Genomic DNA, 18,180 nt, shown 5'->3' with positions numbered 1-18,180 from the left:
AGCGGGGCAGGTGTCTTGCGGACGCTTGACTGGGCATAATCCCAGCTGCGTTCCGAAGGACACTTCCCATGAAGACAGGTCGACCCGCCGGTAGCCGTGCGCCCGGCAGTCGCGCCCAATCTGCGCCGCTGGTGCTGGCTTTGTTGCTGGCAGGCTGCGCAGTCGGGCGCGACTACCACACGCCGCCACTGAGCGGCACCGAAGCTCCGCAAGGCTGGCATGCCACGCTGCCGCACCACGGCAGCCGCATGGCGCTGGCGCACTGGTGGGAGCAGTTTCACGATCCCGTACTCACCCAGTTGGTTGAGCACGCCGATGCGACCAGTCCGACGATTGCGCAGGCGGTAGGTCGCGTGCGCGAGGCGCGGGCGAGCGTTTCGACCAGCCGCGCGGCGCTGCTCCCGCAATTGAAGGGCTCTGGCTCTGCTACGCGGCAGGGCGGATTTGGCGGCAGCCAATTTGCCGGCGGCGCAGGCGGGCTTTCTGCCGGCGCGCTCAATCCGACGCTGGGGCTGGGCACGATCACCACGCTGGCGGCGCAGGCTGATGCGTCTTGGGAGATCGACCTCTTCGGCGGCAAACGCCGCAGCCTGGAAGGTGCCGATGCGCGGTTGACGGCTAGCGAAGCCGATTGGCACGACGCGCGCGTATCGTTGGCGGCTGAGGTCGCCAATACCTACTTGCAGCAGCGCGAATGCGAGGCACTGGTCGACATCGGCGCGGCAACGCTGTCGTCCCGGCAGGAAACGCTGCAACTGACCGAACGTAAATTCCGCGCGGGCTTTGTCGCGCCCGCCGATTTTGCGCAAGCGCAAGCCACGGTGGGTGATGCCGTCAATGCGCTGGAAGGCCAGCGCGCGCAATGTGCGCAGGGCATCGACAAGCTGGTTGCGCTCACCGGCCTGGACCACGATGCGCTGAACGGGTTGCTGTCCAAGGCGAGCGCGCAGATTCCGGCGCCGCCCGATGCCGGCGTGCCCGATGTGCCGGCGCAGGTGCTGTCGCAACGGCCCGATGTGTCGTCGGCCGAGCGCGCGGTGGCGGGTGCCAGCGCCGATGTTGGTGTGGCAGTCGCCAGCCGGTTGCCATCGATTACGCTGGCCGGCTCCATTGGCATCAATTCTTACCGTCTTGGCGGGCAATCGTTGACAAGCAAGTCCTGGTCGTTCGGGCCCTCGGTGTCGTTACCGATCTTTGACGGCGGCGCGGGCGCGGCGCGCGTGGAAACGGCACGCGCCCGTTACGACCAGGCGCTGGCCAGCTATCGCAGCAAGGTACGCCAGGCGGTGCAGGAAGTGGAAGATGCACTGGTGCGCCTGGACGCTTCCGAGCGCCGCGTCGACGCCGCTACGATGGCCGACGCCCAATATGCAAAGGTGCTGGAAGCGTCCAACGCCCGCTATCGTCTGGGGGCGGGCAGCCTGCTGCAGTTGGAAGATGTGCGGCGCACTGCGTTGCAGGCTTCGCAGTCCCTGGCGGCGGTCAAGCTCGAACGCGCGCAGGCCTGGGTCGCACTGTACAAGGCCGTCGGCGGCGGCTGGCGCGACGATGCGCCCAATCCTCATCCCGATCACAAGACCACTGCACCGACCGCTCAGGGCCGGACGCATACCGGAAGCGCTTCATGACAGGACAACGAGTTTGGATGGCCGCGCTGGCCGTGATGCTGGCCGGCGCGCTGGCGGCCTGCGGCAAAGCTGCGCCCGAAAACAAGAAGAACGAGCAGACGCCTGCCAAGCCGGCGCTGGCTGTCAACGTTGCGCATCTCGCGCAGCAGATATGGCCGCGCGTCGCCACGGCCAGCGGTGCGGTGCAGCCGTGGCAGGAAGCCAGCATCGGCGCCGAGGTGAACGGGCTGAAGCTGGCGGAGGTGCTCGTCAACGTGGGCGATGTGGTCAAGCAAGGCCAACTGCTTGCCCGTCTTTCGGATGAAACCGTGCGCGCCGATGTGGCTGCGCAACGCGCCAGCCTGGCCGAAGCCGAGGCCTCGGCCGCGCAAGCCGCCGGCGAGGCGCACCGCGCGCATGAACTCGACAAGAGCGGTGCGATCAGCCAACAGGATCTGATGCAGTACGACACGCAGGCCAAGACCGCCGCTGCCAAGCTGGCCGCAGCACGCGCCCAGTTCGAGAGTCAGCAATTGCGCTTGCGTTACACCCGCGTGGTCGCACCTGACGACGGCGTGATCAGCGCACGAACGGCGACCGTGGGCGCCGTGGTGTCGTCCGGCACCGAACTTTTCAAGTTGATCCGCAAGAACCGTCTGGAATGGCGCGCTGAAATGCACGGCGACGTCCTGCCCCGCATTCAGCCCGGTCAGGCCGCACGCCTGCGCCGCATGGATGGCGGCGTGGTGAACGGCCGGGTGCGCCAGGTCGCTCCCACGGTCGACGCCAACACGCGCAATGGTCTCGTCTACGTTGATCTGCCGCCGGAAGCTGCAACGTCCGGCGTGAAGGCAGGCATGTATCTCTCGGGCGATGTGCTGCTGGGCGATGCGCCGGCCGCGACGTTGCCGGAGACCGCCGTTTTCTCACGCGATGGGTACGACTACGTGATGGTGATTGGCGAGCAGGGCCGCGTGCGGCAGACCAAAGTGACGGTTGGCCGCCGCCAGGATGGGCAAGTCGAAATCGTGCAGGGCATTGGCGCGAAGGACGGCATTGTGGCTGCAGGCGCCGCCTTCCTGACCGATGGCGATGTGGTGCGTGTGGCGGCCCTCGGTGCAGCCTCCATGCCCGCTGCGTCGGCGCCCGCAGCCGGAGCCAAGCCATGAACTTCTCCTCCTGGGCGATCCGCAAGCCGATTCCGTCGATCCTGCTGTTCATCCTGATCACGGTGGCGGGGTTGGTGTCGTTCAAGATGCTGTCGATCCAGAATTTTCCGGACATCGACTTTCCGGCGGTCTCCGTGACGGCCAGCCTGCCGGGCGCCACGCCCACGCAGATGGAAACCGAAGTCACGCGCAAGATCGAAGACAGCATAGCGAGCATCGGCGCGATCAAGCACATCACCTCCACCATCAACGACGGCAGTTCGACCACGATGGTCGAGTTCCAGCTCGAGAAGGATGTGCAGGAAGCCGTGAATGACGTGCGCGATGCGGTCAGCCGTATCCGCGCGCAGCTGCCGTCGGACGTGCAGGAACCGGTCATCTCGCGCGTGACGTTCGCGAGCATGCCCGTGCTGACGTACGCCGTGGAATCGACCGACATGGACGCGGAGGATCTCTCCTGGTTTGTCGATAACACGGTCAACAAGCGCCTGCTGTCGGTGCATGGCGTGGCCAAGGTCACGCGCCAGGGCGGTGTGGACCGCGAAGTGCGCGTGCAGCTTGACCCCGTGCGCCTGCAGGCGTTGAACGTGTCGGCGGCGGATATCAGCGCGCAAGTGCGCGGCATGCAGCAGGAGGCGCCGGGTGGGCGTGGCAATATCGGCGGGCAGGAGCAGGCGGTGCGCACGCTCGGTACAGTGAAGAGCGCGCGCGAACTGGCGCAGATGGACATCCCGTTGTCCGACGGCCGGCGCATCCGCCTTGCAGACGTCGCAGACGTGCGCGACACCGCAGCCGAGCCACGCCAGATGGCGCTGTTCGACGGCAAGCCCGTGGTCAGCTTCCAGGTGTTCCGCTCACGCGGCGCAAGCGAAATCTCGGTGGCCAAGGGCGTACGCGAAGCGCTGGCCGCGCTGCAGGCCGAACGGCCCAACGTGCATGTGACCGAGGTCTACAACATGGTCAAGCCGGTGTCGGATGCGTACACCGCTTCGATGCATGCCCTATACGAAGGCGCCATCCTTGCCGTGATCGTGGTATGGCTGTTCCTGCGCGATTGGCGTGCCACGTTCGTGTCGGCCGTGGCATTGCCGCTGTCGATCATCCCGACATTCGCGGCCATGCAGTTGCTCGACTTCACGCTCAACGGCATCACGCTGCTGGCGCTCACGCTGGTGGTCGGGATTCTGGTCGACGACGCGATCGTGGAGGTCGAGAACATCGTGCGCCACCTGCGCAACGGCAAGAAACCGCTGGAGGCCGCGATGGAAGCGGCGCAGGAAATTGGCCTCGCCGTGGTGGCGACATCGCTCACACTCGTGGCGGTGTTTCTGCCGACGGCGTTCATGGGCGGTATCTCGGGCAAGTTCTTCAAACAGTTCGGATGGACAGCCTCCCTGGCGGTGCTGGCCTCGCTGCTGGTGGCGCGGCTGCTCACGCCCATGATGGCGGCTTATATGCTCAAACCGCAGGACGAGCCCAACCGTGACGGCTGGGTCATGACGCGCTATCTGCAGGCGGCACGCTGGTGTCTCGAGCATCCGTGGAAGACAGGCGGCATGGCCGCAGCGTTCTTCGTCGTGTCGGTTGCCATCATCGGGCTGATTCCTGCAACGTTCCTGCCACCCGAAGACTGGGCGCAGCTGCAGATGACGGTGGAAAGCCCGCCCGGCAGCACGATCGCGCAAACGCGCGACAACACCGAGCGCGTGCGCAAGATCGTGATGCAGCACAAGGAAGTCCGTCACGTCTATACGGCCATCGGCTCCGGTGTGATGGCCGGCGTGCCGGGCTCCAGCGGGGGAGAGGTTCGCACCGGCACGCTCACGATCTCGCTCACTGACCGGCATGACCGGCACATCAAGCAGCAGGGCGTTCAACGGCAGTTGCGCGAAATGCTGGAAGGCGTGCCGGGCGTGCGGATTTCGTTCGGCGCGGTGGGCTCCGGCGAGCAACTCCAGGTGGTGCTTGCCGGCGACGACCCGGCCACGCTTCAGCAAGCCGCACGCGATGTGATGCGTGATCTGCGCACCGTGCCCGGGCTCGGCGCAGTGACCTCTTCGGCAAGTTTGCTGCGGCCCGAAATCGTCATCCGCCCGGACTTTGCGCGCGCGGCACAGCAAGGTGTAACGGCCGCCGCCATCGGCCAGGCCGTGCGCGTGGCCACCGCCGGCGACTACGACGTCAACCTGCCCAAGCTGAATCTGCCCGAGCGGCAGGTGTACATCCGCGTTGAACTCGATCCGAAGGCACGCAACCAGATCGACACGATCCGGCAGTTGCGCGTGCCGGGCCGCAACGGCGCGGTGCCGCTGGAAAACATCGCCGATATTTCCATCGGCAGCGGCCCCGCACAGATCGACCGGTATGACCGCAGCCGCAACGTCACCATCAGCGTCGGGCTGGAAGGGCGCGCGCTGGGCGACACCAACATGGCGGTGGAGGCGCTGCCGTCCATCAAGAACTTGCCGCCGGGCGTGCGCCGCATTGCCTCGGGCGATGTGGAGGGCATGCAGGAGCTGTTCAGCAGCTTCTTCCTCGCCATGTTTGCGGGGGTGCTGTGCGTGTACGCGGTGCTGGTGCTGCTGTTCCACGACTTCACGCAGCCGGTGACGATTCTGGCGGCGCTGCCGTTGTCGGTGGGTGGCGCGTTCGGGCTCTTGGCGCTGTTCGGCTTCAGCTTGTCGCTGCCGGCGCTGATCGGCTTGCTGATGCTGATGGGCATCGTGACCAAGAACTCGATCCTGCTGGTCGAATACGCCATCGTTGCGCGGCGCGATCTCGGCATGTCGCGCACCGAGGCCATCATCGATGCCTGCCACAAGCGTGCCCGCCCCATCGTCATGACCACGGTCGCCATGACTGCCGGCATGGTGCCGATGGCGCTCGGCCTGGAGGGCGATACAGGTTTCCGCGCGCCGATGGCGGTAGCGGTGATAGGTGGCCTGCTGACGTCTACACTGCTGAGCCTGCTCGTGGTGCCGGTGGTGTTCGAGAAGGTCGACGACTTCAAGGAATGGGCGCTGCGCAAGTTCCGCGGTGCTCGCCATCACGGGCACCGTGCCGAGGCCGCGTCGGAGCAAGGCCTGCGCTAGGTGTAGCATCAAGCGGTCTGTCAACGTACCGCGCTGTGGAGACCGCCCATGCCCGATGCCGTGCTGTTCCAGACCGATGGCCCGGTCTGCACCATCCTGCTCAATCGGCCCGAGTGCCGCAACGCTGTGGACGGTCCGACCGCCGCGGCGCTGCTCGACGCGTTCGAGCGTTTCGAAGCCGATAGCGCGCTACGCGTTGCCGTGCTGGGCGGCACCGGTGGCCACTTCTGTGCCGGCGCCGATCTGACGGCCGTGGGCGATCCTTCCAGACGCAATCATCTCGATCCTGACGGCGGCATGCCCGGCCCGATGGGCCCTTCGCGCATGGCGCTGTCCAAGCCGCTCATTGCTGCGGTAAGCGGCTATGCCGTGGCGGGCGGGCTGGAACTTGCGCTGTTGGCCGACCTGCGCGTGATGGAGCGCGATGCCGTGTTCGGCGTGTTCTGCCGCCGCTGGGGCGTGCCGCTTATCGACGGCGGTACGGTGCGCTTGCCGCGCATCATCGGCATGGGTCGCGCACTGGACATGATCCTGACTGGCCGTGCCGTGCCCGCTGACGAGGCGCTCGCCATGGGGCTTGCCAATCGCGTGGTCGGCCCCGGCGAAGCGCTGGCCGCGGCGCAGAAGCTCGCCCGAGACATCGCCGCGTTTCCGCAGCAATGCATGCTGGCCGATCGGGCATCGGCGTATGCACAGTGGGATTTGCCGTTGGCGGCCGCGTTGCAGCAGGAGGGCGCTCGAGGTACGCCGATCGTGTTTGCCGAAGGGGTGGAAGGCGCCGCGCGATTCGTGGGCGGCGCCGGGCGGCTTGGCGAATAACCGAATTGCGCGCCGAGCGGGTTTTTGCCTCTAAAAAGTCAACCCGAAATCCGAGGGGGCTTTGAGTTGACCGATTGCTGCTTTCATCAATGGCATCAGCCGTTACAATTCTCGCTTTCCTGAAAATAATGGACGCAATGACGTCCAGATAATGTAAGGGTGGTGTGGGAGTTTCGTCGCGACATACAGCGTTGCCAACGCTGTCGGCGCGTGCATCCGCGACGGTTTTGCCTCTCGCGCGGAGCGTTGCGGGCCGATGCAAAATTTCCTCTGTTTTCAATCAAGCGCGGGTCATCCCGTGCCGATAGTGCCTGGGCGCTTTGCGTGAGTGCTCGAAATAATATTTTAGAAAATCAGATTTAAGTATTTTTAAGGGAGAAGTCGAATGAAGCAAACCTCGAAATTGATGATTGCCGGCGCCGCAGCGGTGGCACTCGGCATGCTCGGCGGGTGCGCGACCGAATCGTCGCAGGCGCTGCCGGTTGCCAAGGTGGAAAGCGCGAGCCGCCCATACGCCGGCGTGCGTGCCCCGATTGCGGTGGGCAAATTCGATAACCGCTCGGCGTACATGCGTGGCGTGTTCTCGGACGGCGTGGACCGCTTGGGCGGCCAGGCCAAGACCATCCTGATCACGCATCTGCAGCAGACGAACCGCTTCTCGGTGCTCGACCGCGACAACATGGCCGAGATCAAGCAGGAAGCCGCCATCAAGAACACCGCGCAGAAACTCAAGGGCGCCGACTACGTCATCACCGGCGATGTGACCGAGTTCGGCCGCAAGGAAACCGGCGATCAGCAACTGTTTGGCATCCTCGGCCGCGGCAAGGAGCAGGTGGCCTACGCCAAGGTCGCGCTGAATGTGGTCAACATTTCGACGTCGGAAGTCGTGTATTCGGTGGGCGGCGCGGGTGAGTACAAGCTGTCGAACCGTGAAGTGATCGGCTTTGGCGGAACAGCCAGCTACGACTCGACGCTCAACGGCAAGGTGCTGGACCTGGCTATGCGTGAAGCGGTGAACAACCTGGTCAACGGCATCGAAAGCGGTGCGTGGAAGCCGGGCGCGCAATAAGCGCAGACGCAGTCAAAACGAAAACACGAAATAAGGGGTAACAACTGTCATGAGCAAGGTGTTTGCGATGTGGCGCGTGGCGGCCGGCGTGGCCGTCGGGAGTGCAATGCTGGCCGGTTGCGCCGGCCCCAAGCCGTTGTACCAGTGGGAAGGCTACCAACCGCAGGTGTATCAGTACTTCAAGGGTGAGGCGAAGGAAGCCCAGGTGGCTGAACTCGAGCGCGGCCTGGAGAAGATCAAGGCCACGAATGGCGCCGTGCCGCCGGGCTATCACGCCCAACTGGGCATGCTGTATTCGGGCCTCGGCAAGGACGACCAGATGGTCCAGGAGTTCAATACCGAGAAGGCACTGTTTCCGGAATCGGCAACGTACATCGATTTCCTGATGAAGAACGTGAAGAAGGGGACCAACTGATGGCCAAGCGCTTTCTGAAACTGTTTGCCGCGGCCGGCGTGGTGACCCTGATGGCGGGTTGTGCTGTGCCGACCAAGAACGTCGACTATGCAGCCTTCAAGGCCAGCAAGCCGCGTTCGATCGTGGTGCTGCCGCCGCTGAATGAGTCGCCCGACGTGGGTGCCACCTACGGCATGCTTTCGCAAGTGACGGTGCCGCTGGCAGAGGCGGGTTATTACGTACTGCCGGTCGCGCTGGTGGACGAAACCTTCCGCCAGAACGGCCTGAACACGGCAGGCGACATCCACGGCGTGCCGGTGGCCAAGCTGCATGACATCTTCGGTGCAGATGCGGCGCTGTACATCACGGTCACGCAGTACGGCAGCAAGTACATGGTGGTGAGCAGCTCCACCGTCGTGTCGGCCGATGCCAAGCTGGTCGACCTGAAGAGCGGGCAGACGCTCTGGACTGGCCGCGCCAGCGCGTCCAACAACGAAGGCGGAAACAACTCGGGCGGCGGTCTGATCGGCATGCTGGTGTCGGCGGCGGTCAACCAGATCATCGCCAACGTCACCGACCAGGGCTATAAGGTGGCCGGTACGACCAGCGCGCGTCTGCTGTCGGCCGGGCAACCGGGCGGGCTGCTGTATGGTCCGCGCTCGCCGAAGTACGGCACGGACTAAGCTGCCGTCTGCCGCAAGAAAAAACGCCAACCAGCGCAAGCCGGTTGGCGTTTTTCTTTGGTGCTATCGACTTTTAAGCCGTCGCACCTTCGTCCTGCGTCGCCTTGCTGCCCGCATGCAGCGCATTGGCATGCTTGGCGCGCAAGCGGCGCGTGGCTTCCACCATGCCTTGCAGTGCCGCTTCCACTTCCGGCCAGCCGCGCGTTTTCAGGCCGCAGTCGGGGTTGACCCACAGGCGTTGCACCGGCACAACCTGGGCGGCCTTGTCGAGCAACGCTTCCATCTCTTCGACACGCGGCACGCGCGGCGAATGGATGTCGTACACGCCCGGGCCGATCTCGTTGGGGTACGCAAATTCGCCAAACGCGTCGAGCAGTTCCATGTTCGAACGCGACGTCTCGATGGTGATCACGTCAGCATCCATCGACGCGATGGCCGGCAGGATGTCGTTGAACTCCGAATAGCACATGTGCGTGTGGATCTGCGTGTCGTTGCGCACGCCGGAGGCCGATACACGGAACGCACGCGCCGCCCACTCCAGGTAGCCCGGCACATCGGATGCGCGCAACGGCAGGCCTTCGCGGAAAGCCGGTTCGTCGATCTGGATCGCGGCAATGCCGGCGGCTTCCAGATCGCACACTTCGTCGCGCAAGGCCAGGGCGATCTGCAGTGCGGTCTGCTCGCGCGGCTGGTCGTCGCGCACGAACGACCACTGCAGCATCGTCACCGGGCCGGTCAGCATGCCCTTCATCGGCTTGGTGGTCAGGCTTTGTGCGTACTTGGACCACTCGACCGTCATCGCTTCCGGGCGATACACGTCGCCGTAGATGACGGGCGGCTTCACGCAGCGCGAGCCGTAGCTCTGCACCCAGCCGTTGGCGGTGAAGGCGTAGCCCCACAGCAGTTCGCCGAAGTATTCGACCATGTCGTTGCGCTCGGCTTCTCCGTGCACGAGCATGTCGAGGCCGAGCGCTTCCTGGCGGCGCACCACGTCGGTAATTTCGGCGCGCATGCGCTGCAGGTAATCCAGCGCAGGGAGTTCGCCGCGCTTGTGTTGCGCGCGCGCCTGACGAATTTCTGCTGTTTGCGGGAACGAGCCGATGGTGGTGGTCGGCAGCAGCGGGAGGTTCAGGCGGGCTTGCTGGGCTTCTGCGCGGTCGGCGTAAGGTGCTGCGCGTTCTGCGTCTTCTGCGCGGATCGCGGCGACGCGCTTCTTGACGCCGGCGTTGTGCACGCGGCGCGATTCGGCACGCGAGGCGATGGCGGCGCGGTTGTCATCGAGCGCCTGCTGCACGGCAGCGGGGCCTTCGACCAGCGCGAGCTTGAGGATCGCCAGTTCGTCCAGCTTCTGGCGCGCGAAGGCCAGCCAGCCCTTGAGTTCGTCGTCGAGCTTGGTTTCGGCGGACAGGTCGACCGGCACATGCAGCAGCGAGCAGCTCGGCGCCACCCACAGCCGATCGCAAAAGGCGTCGGCCAGCGGCGCCACGCGCTCCAGCACGCGTGCGAGATCGGAGCGCCAGATGTTGCGGCCGTCGACCACACCAACGGAAAGCACCTTGTCTGCCGGCCACGGCGCGAAGGCGCCAAGCTGTTCGGGCGCACGCACGAGGTCCAGGTGCACGCCATCGACCGGCAGGGATTTGATGAGCGCGGCGTGGTGGGACGCGGCTTCGAAGTACGTCGCCAGCAGCACCTTCGGGCCGTTGGCAGCGGCCAGCGCCTGGTAAGCGGGGCCGAATGCATCTACCCAGGCTTGCGGGAGATCCAGCACCAGCGCTGGTTCGTCGATCTGCACCCATTCCACATTCAGGGCCGCCAGGCGCTGCAGCACAGCCGCGTAGGCCTGAAGCACTTGCGGCAGCAGCGCGAGCTTGTCGGTCAAGCCGTTGCGCGCCTTGGCCAGATGCAGGAACGTCACCGGCCCGATGAGCGCAACCTTCACGCGGTGCCCAGCGGCCTGTGCCTCGCGCACTTCGTCGAACAGCCATTCGGTGCCGGGGCCCCATTGCCGATCGAGGAGGTCCGGCGTGAGTTCGGGCACGAGATAGTGGTAGTTGGTGTCGAACCACTTCGTCATTTCCATGGCGGCGTGGTCGGCATTGCCACGCGCAAGGACGAACGATTGCGCCAGCGTGAGCTGCGCGGCGTCAAAGCCGTAGCGCGTCGGAATGGCGCCGAGCAGGGCGGCCGTCTGCAACACCTGGTCGTACCAGGCGAAATCGCCCACGGTCACGAAGTCGAGGCCGGCCTCGCGCTGGGCAGTCCAGTGGCGCTCGCGCAGGGCGCGGCCGGTGGCCCGCAGGTCGTCTTCGGACGAGGCCCCCTTCCAGAACGATTCGAGCGCGAACTTCAGCTCGCGTTGGGCGCCGATACGCGGGTAGCCGAGGGTATGGATGGTCGTCATGGTGGTCGCAGGAGAGGCGATTCGGTTTTCAGTCCAGCGATGATCGGCGACCCGCTTTCATGAATCAAATGATATTATTTTCGATAGACTTGAATGAGATTCATACATCGGAAGTCGCACGAACATGCTTGAAATTCGCCATCTGCGCACGCTGATCGCCCTGGCCGACGGAGGCTCCGTCTCGCGCGCCGCCGAGCGGCTGCACCTGACGCAATCGGCGCTGTCGCATCAGCTGCGCGCGCTGGAATCGCACTATGGGTTGGCCGTCGTGCGCCGCAAGGGCCAGACGGTGGAGTTGACCGAGGCGGGCGAGCGCATGCTTGAACTCGCGCAAAAGGTTGTCGCCGACATCCAGACCGTCGAGCGCGACCTTGAACGCATCAAGGGGCGTGCGGCCGGCACACTGCGTATCGCGCTGGAATGTCACACCTGCTTTGACTGGCTGATGCCCGTGATGGACGCCTTCCGCCAGCGCTGGCCCGAAGTGGAGATGGATCTTGTGTCGGGTTTTCACACCGATCCGCTTGCGCTGCTCAAGGACGGACGCGCCGACGTCATCATCGGCTCTGATGCCAAGATGCGGCGCGGCGTGGTGTTTGCGCCGCTGTTTCGCTTCGAGATCCTCGCCGTGCTGCCCGTCGACCACGCGCTGCGCAACAAGAAGTGGCTCGACGCGAAGGATTTTACGGACCAGACGCTCATCACGTATCCCGTGCCCGAAGAGCGCATCGATCTGATCCGCCAGGTGCTGGCACCGGCCGGCATCGCATTCAACCGCCGCACGGCGGAGCTGACCATCGCCGTGCTGCAGCTCGTTGCCAGCCGCCGCGGGCTGGCCGCGCTGCCGAGCTGGGGCATCAAGAACTACGTCGATTACGAATACGTGGTGGCCAAGCGTGTCGGTAAGGAGGGCCTGTGGAGCGATCTCTACGCCGCCATGACGCGCGACTATGCGCAGGCACCTTTTGCCCAGGACTTTATCGAGACGGCCAAGTCGATTTGCTTTGCGCAGCTGCCCGGGCTAATGCCGCTGGAAGCGTGATCAGGCGCGTTCCTTCTGCGGCAGGCGCGGCAGCTTGCCTTGCAGCCCGTCCTTCAGGAAGTCCAGCAAGTGTCGCGTCGCGAGCGTCCGGTATCGACTCGGCATCGCCAGCATGTAAAGGCGGCTGCCAAACACGCTGAATCGATATCCGGGCAGCACGCGTTTGACGTGACCGTCGCGCAGATCATCGGCTGCGGCGTAATAGGGCAGGATTCCGAGGCCATTGCCCGAACGAACGGCGGCTTGCAGGAACAGGTAGTTGTCGGACGAGACGCCCGGGTCCAGCGTCACGAGCGTCCGTTCATCGCCCAGTTGCGCCGACAGCCGCAACGGTTGTCCGACGGCCGGCGCGCTGACGATGGTGTGATCTGCGAGCGCGTCGAGCGTTTTCGGCACGCCATGCACGGCCAGGTAGTCCGGCGCCGCGCACAGCACCCAGTCGACTTCATCGAGCAGCGTGGCGACCAGCGATTCCGGCGGGTTGGAGACGATGCGCAGCGCCACGTCGACGTCCTCGCTAATCAGGTCGGACACGCGGTTGTCGAACCGCACATCCAGGCGGATATCCGGATACGACCGCTTGAACGCCACCAGCAGCGGCGACACCAGCAGATGCCCCAGCCCCGTCGGCACCGACAGCCGAACGCTGCCTTGCAGCGATTTGCCGAGCGACGAGACCAGCGCGTCGGCGGCAGCCATTTCGCGCAGGATGCTTCGGCCGTGTTCATAGATGCCGGCGCCGACCTCCGTGGGTTCCACGCGGCGCGTGGTCCGGCGCAGCAGTTGCACGCCCAGTGCGCGCTCGAACGCCTTCAACCGGTGGCTCACGTTGGAACGTGTGGTTTGCAGCCGGCGCGCCGCCGCCGACAGGTTGCCCGCATCGACAATTTCCACGAACAGCTTGAGCGCATTGAGATCCATGACCGCCCGTCAGATTGGTGAATCGAATTCGACATTCTGTTGATGCAGGCGCGGATTGTCAAAGTGTGCCAACCCGGTAACATCCCCCGGCATATCCCACAGGAGCACGTGACATGGCGCTCGACGACGAATCCTTCGGCTTGCTGCAGCAATCGGTGCAGCGCTTCATCCAGGAACGGCTCGTGCCGGCGGAGAACATCCTCGAGGAAGAGGACGACGTGCCCGCCGACATCGTTGCCGACATGAAAGAGATGGGCCTCTTCGGCCTGTCGATTCCGGAAGAGTACGGCGGCATTGGCCTGGCGATGGTGCAGGAATGCGAGGTGGCGTACGACCTGGGGCACACGGCGCTGGCCTTCCGCTCGGTGTTCGGCACCAACGTCGGCATCGGCTCACAGGGCATCCTGATGGACGGCACCGATGCGCAGAAAGCCGACTACTTGCCGCGCATTGCCAGCGGCGAACTGATCATCTCGTTTGCGCTGACGGAACCGAACGCGGGGTCGGATGCGGCGTCGCTGCAGACGCGCGCCACCCCGGACGGCGATCACTACGTCATCAACGGCACCAAGCGCTACATCACCAACGCGCCGCGCGCCGGGGCATTCACGCTGATGGCGCGCACAGGCGGCGAAGGCGCGGGCGGCATCTCCGCCCTCATCGTGCCGGCCGACACGCCGGGCATCACATTGGGCAAGCCTGACAAGAAGATGGGGCAGCGCGGCACCAAGACGTGCGATGTGATGCTCGACAACGTGCGGGTGCCCGCCGCCAACATCATCGGCGGCGTGGCGGGGCAGGGCTTCAAGACGGCGATGAAGGTGCTGGATCGGGGCCGTCTGCATATCTCGGCGCTGGCCTGCGGCATGGCGCATCGGCTCATCACCGACGCGGTGGCCTACGCCAAGGAGCGCAAACAGTTCGGTCAGCCCATCGCAGACTTTCAGTTGATTCAGGCCATGCTCGCCGATAGCCAGACAGAGCTGTACGCCGGCATGTCGATGGTGCGGGATTGTGCGCGCCGCTACGACGCAAAGCCCGTCGGCAAACAGGATCACGAGGTCAGCATGCTGGCCTCGTGCGCCAAGATGTTCTGCACCGAGATGGTCGGTCGCGTGGCGGATCGTGCAGTGCAGATTCACGGTGGCGCGGGCTACATTGCCGAGTACAAGGCCGAGCGCTTCTATCGCGATGTGCGCCTGTTGCGCCTATACGAAGGCACCACGCAGATTCAGCAGCTCATCATCGCCAAGAACCTGCTGCGCGACTAGGTTGGCTCTAATAATCCGCCGGAATCTGGCTCTATGTTGGAGCCACGTTCGGGTTCAGAATAGGCGCTTCCTGTCAGATTGCACGGTTGCCGCCGGAGTCGCCATGTACATTCCCGCCCACTTTGAAGAATCGCGCCCTGAGGCGCTGCACGACCTGATCGCGCAGAATCCGTTCGGGACGCTCGTCACGCATGGCGAGCATGGGCTGGACGCGAACCACATCCCGTTCTTGCTGCTGCCGGAAGAGGGCAAGCTTGGCGTGCTGCATGCCCACGTGGCGCGCGCCAACCCGGTCTGGAAAGACGTGGCGAATGGCGATGAGGTGCTCGTCATCTTCCGCGCGGGCGATGCGTATATTTCACCGACGTGGTATCCGAGCAAGCACGAAGCCCACCGGCAGGTGCCGACATGGAACTACCGCGTCGCGCATACGCATGGCCGGATCACCGTGCGTGACGACGAGCGTTTTGTGCGCGGCGTCGTGGCACGCCTGACGCGCACGTATGAGGCATCGCAACCTGCGCCGTGGAAGATGTCCGACGCCCCATCGGACTACACCGACGCGCTGCTCAAGATGATCGTCGGCATCGAGATCGAGATCACGCGCATCGAAGGCAAGCTCAAGCTGAGTCAGAACAAAGAGACGCGAGATATCGTCGGCGCCGGCGAGGCGCTCAGGGCCAGCGGCGAGCGTGTGATCGGCGACGCGATGCTGGCCTGCGCTGCTGCCAAGACGGAATAAAAGCGGAGCGACGGACTGTTGATCCGTCGCTCTGCACTGCCTTACTTCACACTGCGCGCCGGCAGGATTTCGCCGCGCACTTCCCCAAAGCCCACGCGATAGCCATCGCCCTGGCACCAGCCGGTCATGGTGACTTCGTCGCCGTCTTCCAGGAAGGCGCGCGTGGTGCCGTTGCCGAGGTCCAGCGGCTGCTTGCCGTTGACAGTCAGCTCCAGCAGGCTGCCGTAGGAATCCGGCGTTGTTCCGCTGATGGTGCCCGAGCCCATCAGGTCACCCACGCGCACGTTGCAGCCGGACACCGTGTGGTGCGCGAGCTGCTGCGCCATCGTCCAGTACATCGCGCGAAAGTTTGTGCGGGCGATGGTGGTGCGTTCGCCACCGTGGGGCCGCAATGCAGTTTCGAGAGCGATGTCGTACGCGTTGGGCCGGCTCTGCCGCAGGTACTCCAGCGGCTCGGGCGACTGCACCGGGTTGGCCACGCGGAACGGTTCCAGCGCCTCCATCGTGACGATCCACGGCGAGATCGATGTGCCGAACCCCTTCGAGTTGAACGGGCCGAGCGGCACGTATTCCCATTGCTGAATGTCGCGTGCGCTCCAGTCGTTGAGGAGCACGACGCCGAACATGTAGTCCGGTGCCGCGTCGACGGAAACCGGCTCACCCAGCGCGCTCGGCTTGCCAACCACAAAGGCCATCTCGAGTTCGTAGTCCAGCTTGCGGCAGGCCGTGAAGATCGGGCGCGGCTGGTCGGGCAGCTTGATCTGGCCCATCGGGCGGTGCAACGGTGTTCCGCTCACCACCACGGAGCTGGCGCGGCCGTTATAGCCGATCGGGATTTCCAGCCAGTTCGGCAGCAGCGCGTTTTCGGGATCGCGGAACATGCGGCCGACGTTGGTGGCGTGCTCGCGCGACGAATAGAAGTCCGTATAGCCCGGGATATCGATGGGCAGATGCATCACGGCATGGGCTTGCGGCACCAGCGCACGGGCGTGCAGCGTGGCGTTGTCGCGCACGTGGGTGTCGGCCACGCTGAAGAGCGCTTGGAGCTTCTTGCGGGTGTCGGACCAGACGGGCTTGCCGAGTGCGATGAAGGTGTTGAGCTTGCCGGTGCGGAACGTGCCGCGGGTTGCTGCGGGGAGCAGGCCGGCGTCATCCAGCACGCCGAGATCGATGACCTGATCGCCAAGGGCTACGCCTGCGCGTGGCGACGGGTTTTCCTTGGTGGAGAAGATGCCGAAGGGCAGGTTTTCCAGGGGGAAGTGGGTGTCGGGGGTGTTGGCGGATTCTAGCCAGCTTAGTTGGCGGGTGGTCATGATGGGGCGGTGATTTGTTTGTTGAGTCGGCTATTGCTTGACGTTGCTGGTGCATCCCTTGTTTCACCCCCCTGCCGGGGGCGACTTACTTTCTTTGTCTTGCCAAAGAAAGTAAGCAAAGAAAGGCGCGCCCGAGATGGCGACCCACTCCTTGAATTTATGTCGCAGAGAGGGGAAGGGAAAAACTCGCTTCGCTCAGACAGTTTCCCTTCCTTTTTCCTCTCTGCAACAGAAATTCAAGGCGCCATCTAGGGCAGGGTACGGCCACACCTTCGCGGCGCTGGCCTTGGCGTCAAGGTTGATTTGCTTAACGCTTGGTGGGGTCGAAATGCTTCTTCAGGCCTTGCCAGCATTCGAAGTACTTGGCTTGCAGTTGCGCCGATTCCGCCGCGAAGCGCGTGGGGCGGATCACGGCTGGCGTTTCGAACATGAAGGCCATCGTTGCGTCGACCTTGTGCGGCTTGGTGGTGTCGCCGTTGCTGGCTTTTTCGAACGTGTCGGCATCGGGGCCGTGGCCGCTCATGCAGTTGTGCAGGCTGGCGCCGCCCGGCACGAAGCCTTCGGCCTTGGCGTCGTACACGCCCTGGATCAGGCCCATGAATTCGCTTGCGACGTTGCGGTGGAACCAGGGCGGGCGGAATGTGTTTTCGGCGGCGAGCCAGCGCGGCGGGAAGATCACGAAGTCGATGGTGTCCACGCCCGGCGTGTCGGAGGGGCTTTGCAGCACCAGGAAGATCGACGGGTCCGGATGGTCGTAGCTGATCGAGCCGATGGTGTTGAACAGGCGCAGGTCGTACTTGTACGGCGCGAGGTTGCCGTGCCAGGCAACAACGTCCAGCGGTGAGTGGCCGATCTTCGCGGTCCACAGGCTGCCTTGGAATTTTGCGACGAGTTCGAAGTTGCCCTCGCGGTCTTCGTACCACGCGTGCGGGGTGAGGAAGTCGCGCGGGTTGGCCAGGCCGTTCGAGCCGATCACGCCCAGGTCGGGCAAGCGGAAGAGCGCGCCGAAGTTCTCGCAGATGTAGCCGCGTGCGTCGCCATCCGGCAGTTCGACGCGGAAGCGCACGCCGCGCGGGACAACGACAATCTCCAGCGGTTCGACATCGACCACGCCCATCTCCGTCAGCAGACGCAGGCGGCCTTGCTGCGGGACGATCAGCAGTTCGCCGTCGGCGTTGTAGAAGAAGCGCTCCGTCATCGACGCATTGGCGGCGTACAGGTGGATGCCGCAGCCGGTTTGCGCGTCCGGCCCGCCGTTGCCGGCGAAGGTCACGATGCCGTCGATGAAATCGGTGCCGGCCGCCGGTGCGGGCAGCGGGTCCCAGCGCAGCTGGTTGGGCGAGGGCGGTACCTCGTTGAAGTTGCTGTGGAAGCAGCCTTGCGCCATGGCCTCGAACGGCAGATGCACCGCACCCGGGCGAATGCGATAAAGCCACGAGCGGCGGTTGTGCGCACGCGGGGCGGTGAACGCCGTGCCGGAAATCTGCTCCGCATACAGGCCATACGGCGCCTTCTGCGGGGAGTTCTGGCCGTGCGGCAGCGCGCCGGGCAGGGCTTCGGTGGCGAACTCGTTGCCGAAGCCGCTTTGGTAAGCGGGCCGGTCCAGCGACGCCGGGGTGAATGCGTTCTTGACCGTCGGGGCGAGCATGTTCAT

The 18,180-nt window shown here is 64.8% G+C and carries 14 protein-coding genes; 10 read left to right on the top strand and 4 right to left on the bottom strand.

Features of this window, described 5'->3' with window-relative positions; translation table 11 throughout:
• Positions 1–68 precede the first annotated feature (68 nt).
• From RP6297_RS16240 to RP6297_RS16210, 7 genes are all read left to right on the top strand, one after another.
• Entirely contained in the window at positions 69–1,628 is a 1,560-nt protein-coding gene (locus RP6297_RS16240) for an efflux transporter outer membrane subunit (RefSeq protein WP_009239788.1), read from the top strand.
• Entirely contained in the window at positions 1,625–2,776 is a 1,152-nt protein-coding gene (locus RP6297_RS16235; protein WP_009277133.1) for an efflux RND transporter periplasmic adaptor subunit, read from the top strand. The genes RP6297_RS16240 and RP6297_RS16235 overlap by 4 nt, the downstream gene beginning before the upstream one ends.
• Complete coding sequence (locus RP6297_RS16230; protein ID WP_009239786.1) at positions 2,773–5,868, top strand: efflux RND transporter permease subunit; 3,096 nt, start codon at positions 2,773–2,775, stop codon at positions 5,866–5,868. Before RP6297_RS16235 ends, RP6297_RS16230 begins: the two co-directional genes overlap by 4 nt.
• A 48-nt stretch (positions 5,869–5,916) precedes the next feature.
• Positions 5,917–6,687, top strand: a complete 771-nt coding sequence (locus tag RP6297_RS16225; RefSeq protein ID WP_009239785.1) for a crotonase/enoyl-CoA hydratase family protein — start codon at positions 5,917–5,919, stop codon at positions 6,685–6,687.
• 385 nt (positions 6,688–7,072) lie between these two features.
• Positions 7,073–7,756, top strand: a complete 684-nt coding sequence (locus tag RP6297_RS16220; protein ID WP_004634882.1) for a CsgG/HfaB family protein — start codon at positions 7,073–7,075, stop codon at positions 7,754–7,756.
• A 49-nt stretch (positions 7,757–7,805) separates the two neighbouring features.
• On the top strand, positions 7,806–8,171 hold the full coding sequence (locus tag RP6297_RS16215; RefSeq protein WP_004634880.1) for a DUF4810 domain-containing protein: 366 nt from the start codon (positions 7,806–7,808) through the stop codon (positions 8,169–8,171).
• On the top strand, positions 8,171–8,833 hold the full coding sequence (locus RP6297_RS16210; RefSeq protein WP_004634877.1) for a DUF799 domain-containing protein: 663 nt from the start codon (positions 8,171–8,173) through the stop codon (positions 8,831–8,833). Before RP6297_RS16215 ends, RP6297_RS16210 begins: the two co-directional genes overlap by 1 nt.
• A gap of 73 nt (positions 8,834–8,906) precedes the next feature.
• Here RP6297_RS16210 and metE read toward each other — a convergent pair whose 3' ends face one another.
• The gene (gene metE, locus RP6297_RS16205; RefSeq protein ID WP_009239784.1) at positions 8,907–11,237 is read right to left on the bottom strand and encodes a 5-methyltetrahydropteroyltriglutamate--homocysteine S-methyltransferase; all 2,331 of its coding nucleotides are present in this window, start codon (positions 11,235–11,237) and stop codon (positions 8,907–8,909) included.
• A gap of 124 nt (positions 11,238–11,361) precedes the next feature.
• On the opposite strand from metE, the gene RP6297_RS16200 reads away from it, so the two are divergent.
• Positions 11,362–12,279, top strand: coding sequence for a LysR family transcriptional regulator (locus RP6297_RS16200; protein ID WP_009239783.1), 918 nt, complete (start codon positions 11,362–11,364; stop codon positions 12,277–12,279).
• Here RP6297_RS16200 and RP6297_RS16195 read toward each other — a convergent pair whose 3' ends face one another.
• Positions 12,280–13,200: a LysR family transcriptional regulator gene (locus RP6297_RS16195; protein ID WP_009239782.1), complete on the bottom strand. Its 921-nt coding sequence runs from the start codon at positions 13,198–13,200 to the stop codon at positions 12,280–12,282.
• 113 nt (positions 13,201–13,313) lie between these two features.
• Here RP6297_RS16195 and RP6297_RS16190 point away from each other — a divergent pair, with 113 nt between their 5' ends.
• Positions 13,314–14,471 (top strand): acyl-CoA dehydrogenase family protein, encoded by a 1,158-nt coding sequence (locus RP6297_RS16190; RefSeq protein ID WP_009239781.1) that lies wholly within the window; start codon positions 13,314–13,316, stop codon positions 14,469–14,471.
• Between the two features lie 103 nt (positions 14,472–14,574).
• Positions 14,575–15,213 (top strand): FMN-binding negative transcriptional regulator, encoded by a 639-nt coding sequence (locus RP6297_RS16185; RefSeq protein ID WP_009239780.1) that lies wholly within the window; start codon positions 14,575–14,577, stop codon positions 15,211–15,213.
• 41 nt (positions 15,214–15,254) lie between these two features.
• Here the strand turns inward: RP6297_RS16185 and fahA are convergent, their stop codons facing one another.
• Together fahA and hmgA are read right to left on the bottom strand one after the other, a co-directional pair.
• Complete coding sequence (fahA, locus tag RP6297_RS16180; protein WP_009239779.1) at positions 15,255–16,526, bottom strand: fumarylacetoacetase; 1,272 nt, start codon at positions 16,524–16,526, stop codon at positions 15,255–15,257.
• Positions 16,527–16,833: 307 nt separating this feature from the next.
• Positions 16,834–18,180 (bottom strand): homogentisate 1,2-dioxygenase, encoded by a 1,347-nt coding sequence (gene hmgA / locus RP6297_RS16175; RefSeq protein ID WP_009239778.1) that lies wholly within the window; start codon positions 18,178–18,180, stop codon positions 16,834–16,836.

This window comes from Ralstonia pickettii (assembly GCF_016466415.2).
In the GTDB taxonomy this organism is placed as follows: Bacteria; Pseudomonadota; Gammaproteobacteria; order Burkholderiales; family Burkholderiaceae; genus Ralstonia; species Ralstonia pickettii.
Note: the sequence above shows the minus strand (reverse complement) of the source record. Positions and strands in the feature narration are given on the sequence as shown.

Excerpts from the sequence above, each read along its gene's own strand:
- RP6297_RS16240 (WP_009239788.1), top strand. The coding sequence starts at position 69 with ATGAAGACAGGTCGACCCGCCGGTAGCCGTGCGCCCGGCAGTCGCGCC.
- RP6297_RS16200 (WP_009239783.1), top strand. The coding sequence starts at position 11,362 with ATGCTTGAAATTCGCCATCTGCGCACGCTGATCGCCCTGGCCGACGGA.
- RP6297_RS16215 (WP_004634880.1), top strand. The coding sequence starts at position 7,806 with ATGAGCAAGGTGTTTGCGATGTGGCGCGTGGCGGCCGGCGTGGCCGTC.
- RP6297_RS16185 (WP_009239780.1), top strand. The coding sequence starts at position 14,575 with ATGTACATTCCCGCCCACTTTGAAGAATCGCGCCCTGAGGCGCTGCAC.
- RP6297_RS16230 (WP_009239786.1), top strand. The coding sequence starts at position 2,773 with ATGAACTTCTCCTCCTGGGCGATCCGCAAGCCGATTCCGTCGATCCTG.
- RP6297_RS16220 (WP_004634882.1), top strand. The coding sequence starts at position 7,073 with ATGAAGCAAACCTCGAAATTGATGATTGCCGGCGCCGCAGCGGTGGCA.
- fahA (WP_009239779.1), bottom strand. The coding sequence starts at position 16,526 with ATGACCACCCGCCAACTAAGCTGGCTAGAATCCGCCAACACCCCCGAC.
- RP6297_RS16210 (WP_004634877.1), top strand. The coding sequence starts at position 8,171 with ATGGCCAAGCGCTTTCTGAAACTGTTTGCCGCGGCCGGCGTGGTGACC.
- RP6297_RS16190 (WP_009239781.1), top strand. The coding sequence starts at position 13,314 with ATGGCGCTCGACGACGAATCCTTCGGCTTGCTGCAGCAATCGGTGCAG.
- RP6297_RS16235 (WP_009277133.1), top strand. The coding sequence starts at position 1,625 with ATGACAGGACAACGAGTTTGGATGGCCGCGCTGGCCGTGATGCTGGCC.
- hmgA (WP_009239778.1), bottom strand. The coding sequence starts at position 18,180 with ATGAACATGCTCGCCCCGACGGTCAAGAACGCATTCACCCCGGCGTCG.
- metE (WP_009239784.1), bottom strand. The coding sequence starts at position 11,237 with ATGACGACCATCCATACCCTCGGCTACCCGCGTATCGGCGCCCAACGC.
- RP6297_RS16195 (WP_009239782.1), bottom strand. The coding sequence starts at position 13,200 with ATGGATCTCAATGCGCTCAAGCTGTTCGTGGAAATTGTCGATGCGGGC.
- RP6297_RS16225 (WP_009239785.1), top strand. The coding sequence starts at position 5,917 with ATGCCCGATGCCGTGCTGTTCCAGACCGATGGCCCGGTCTGCACCATC.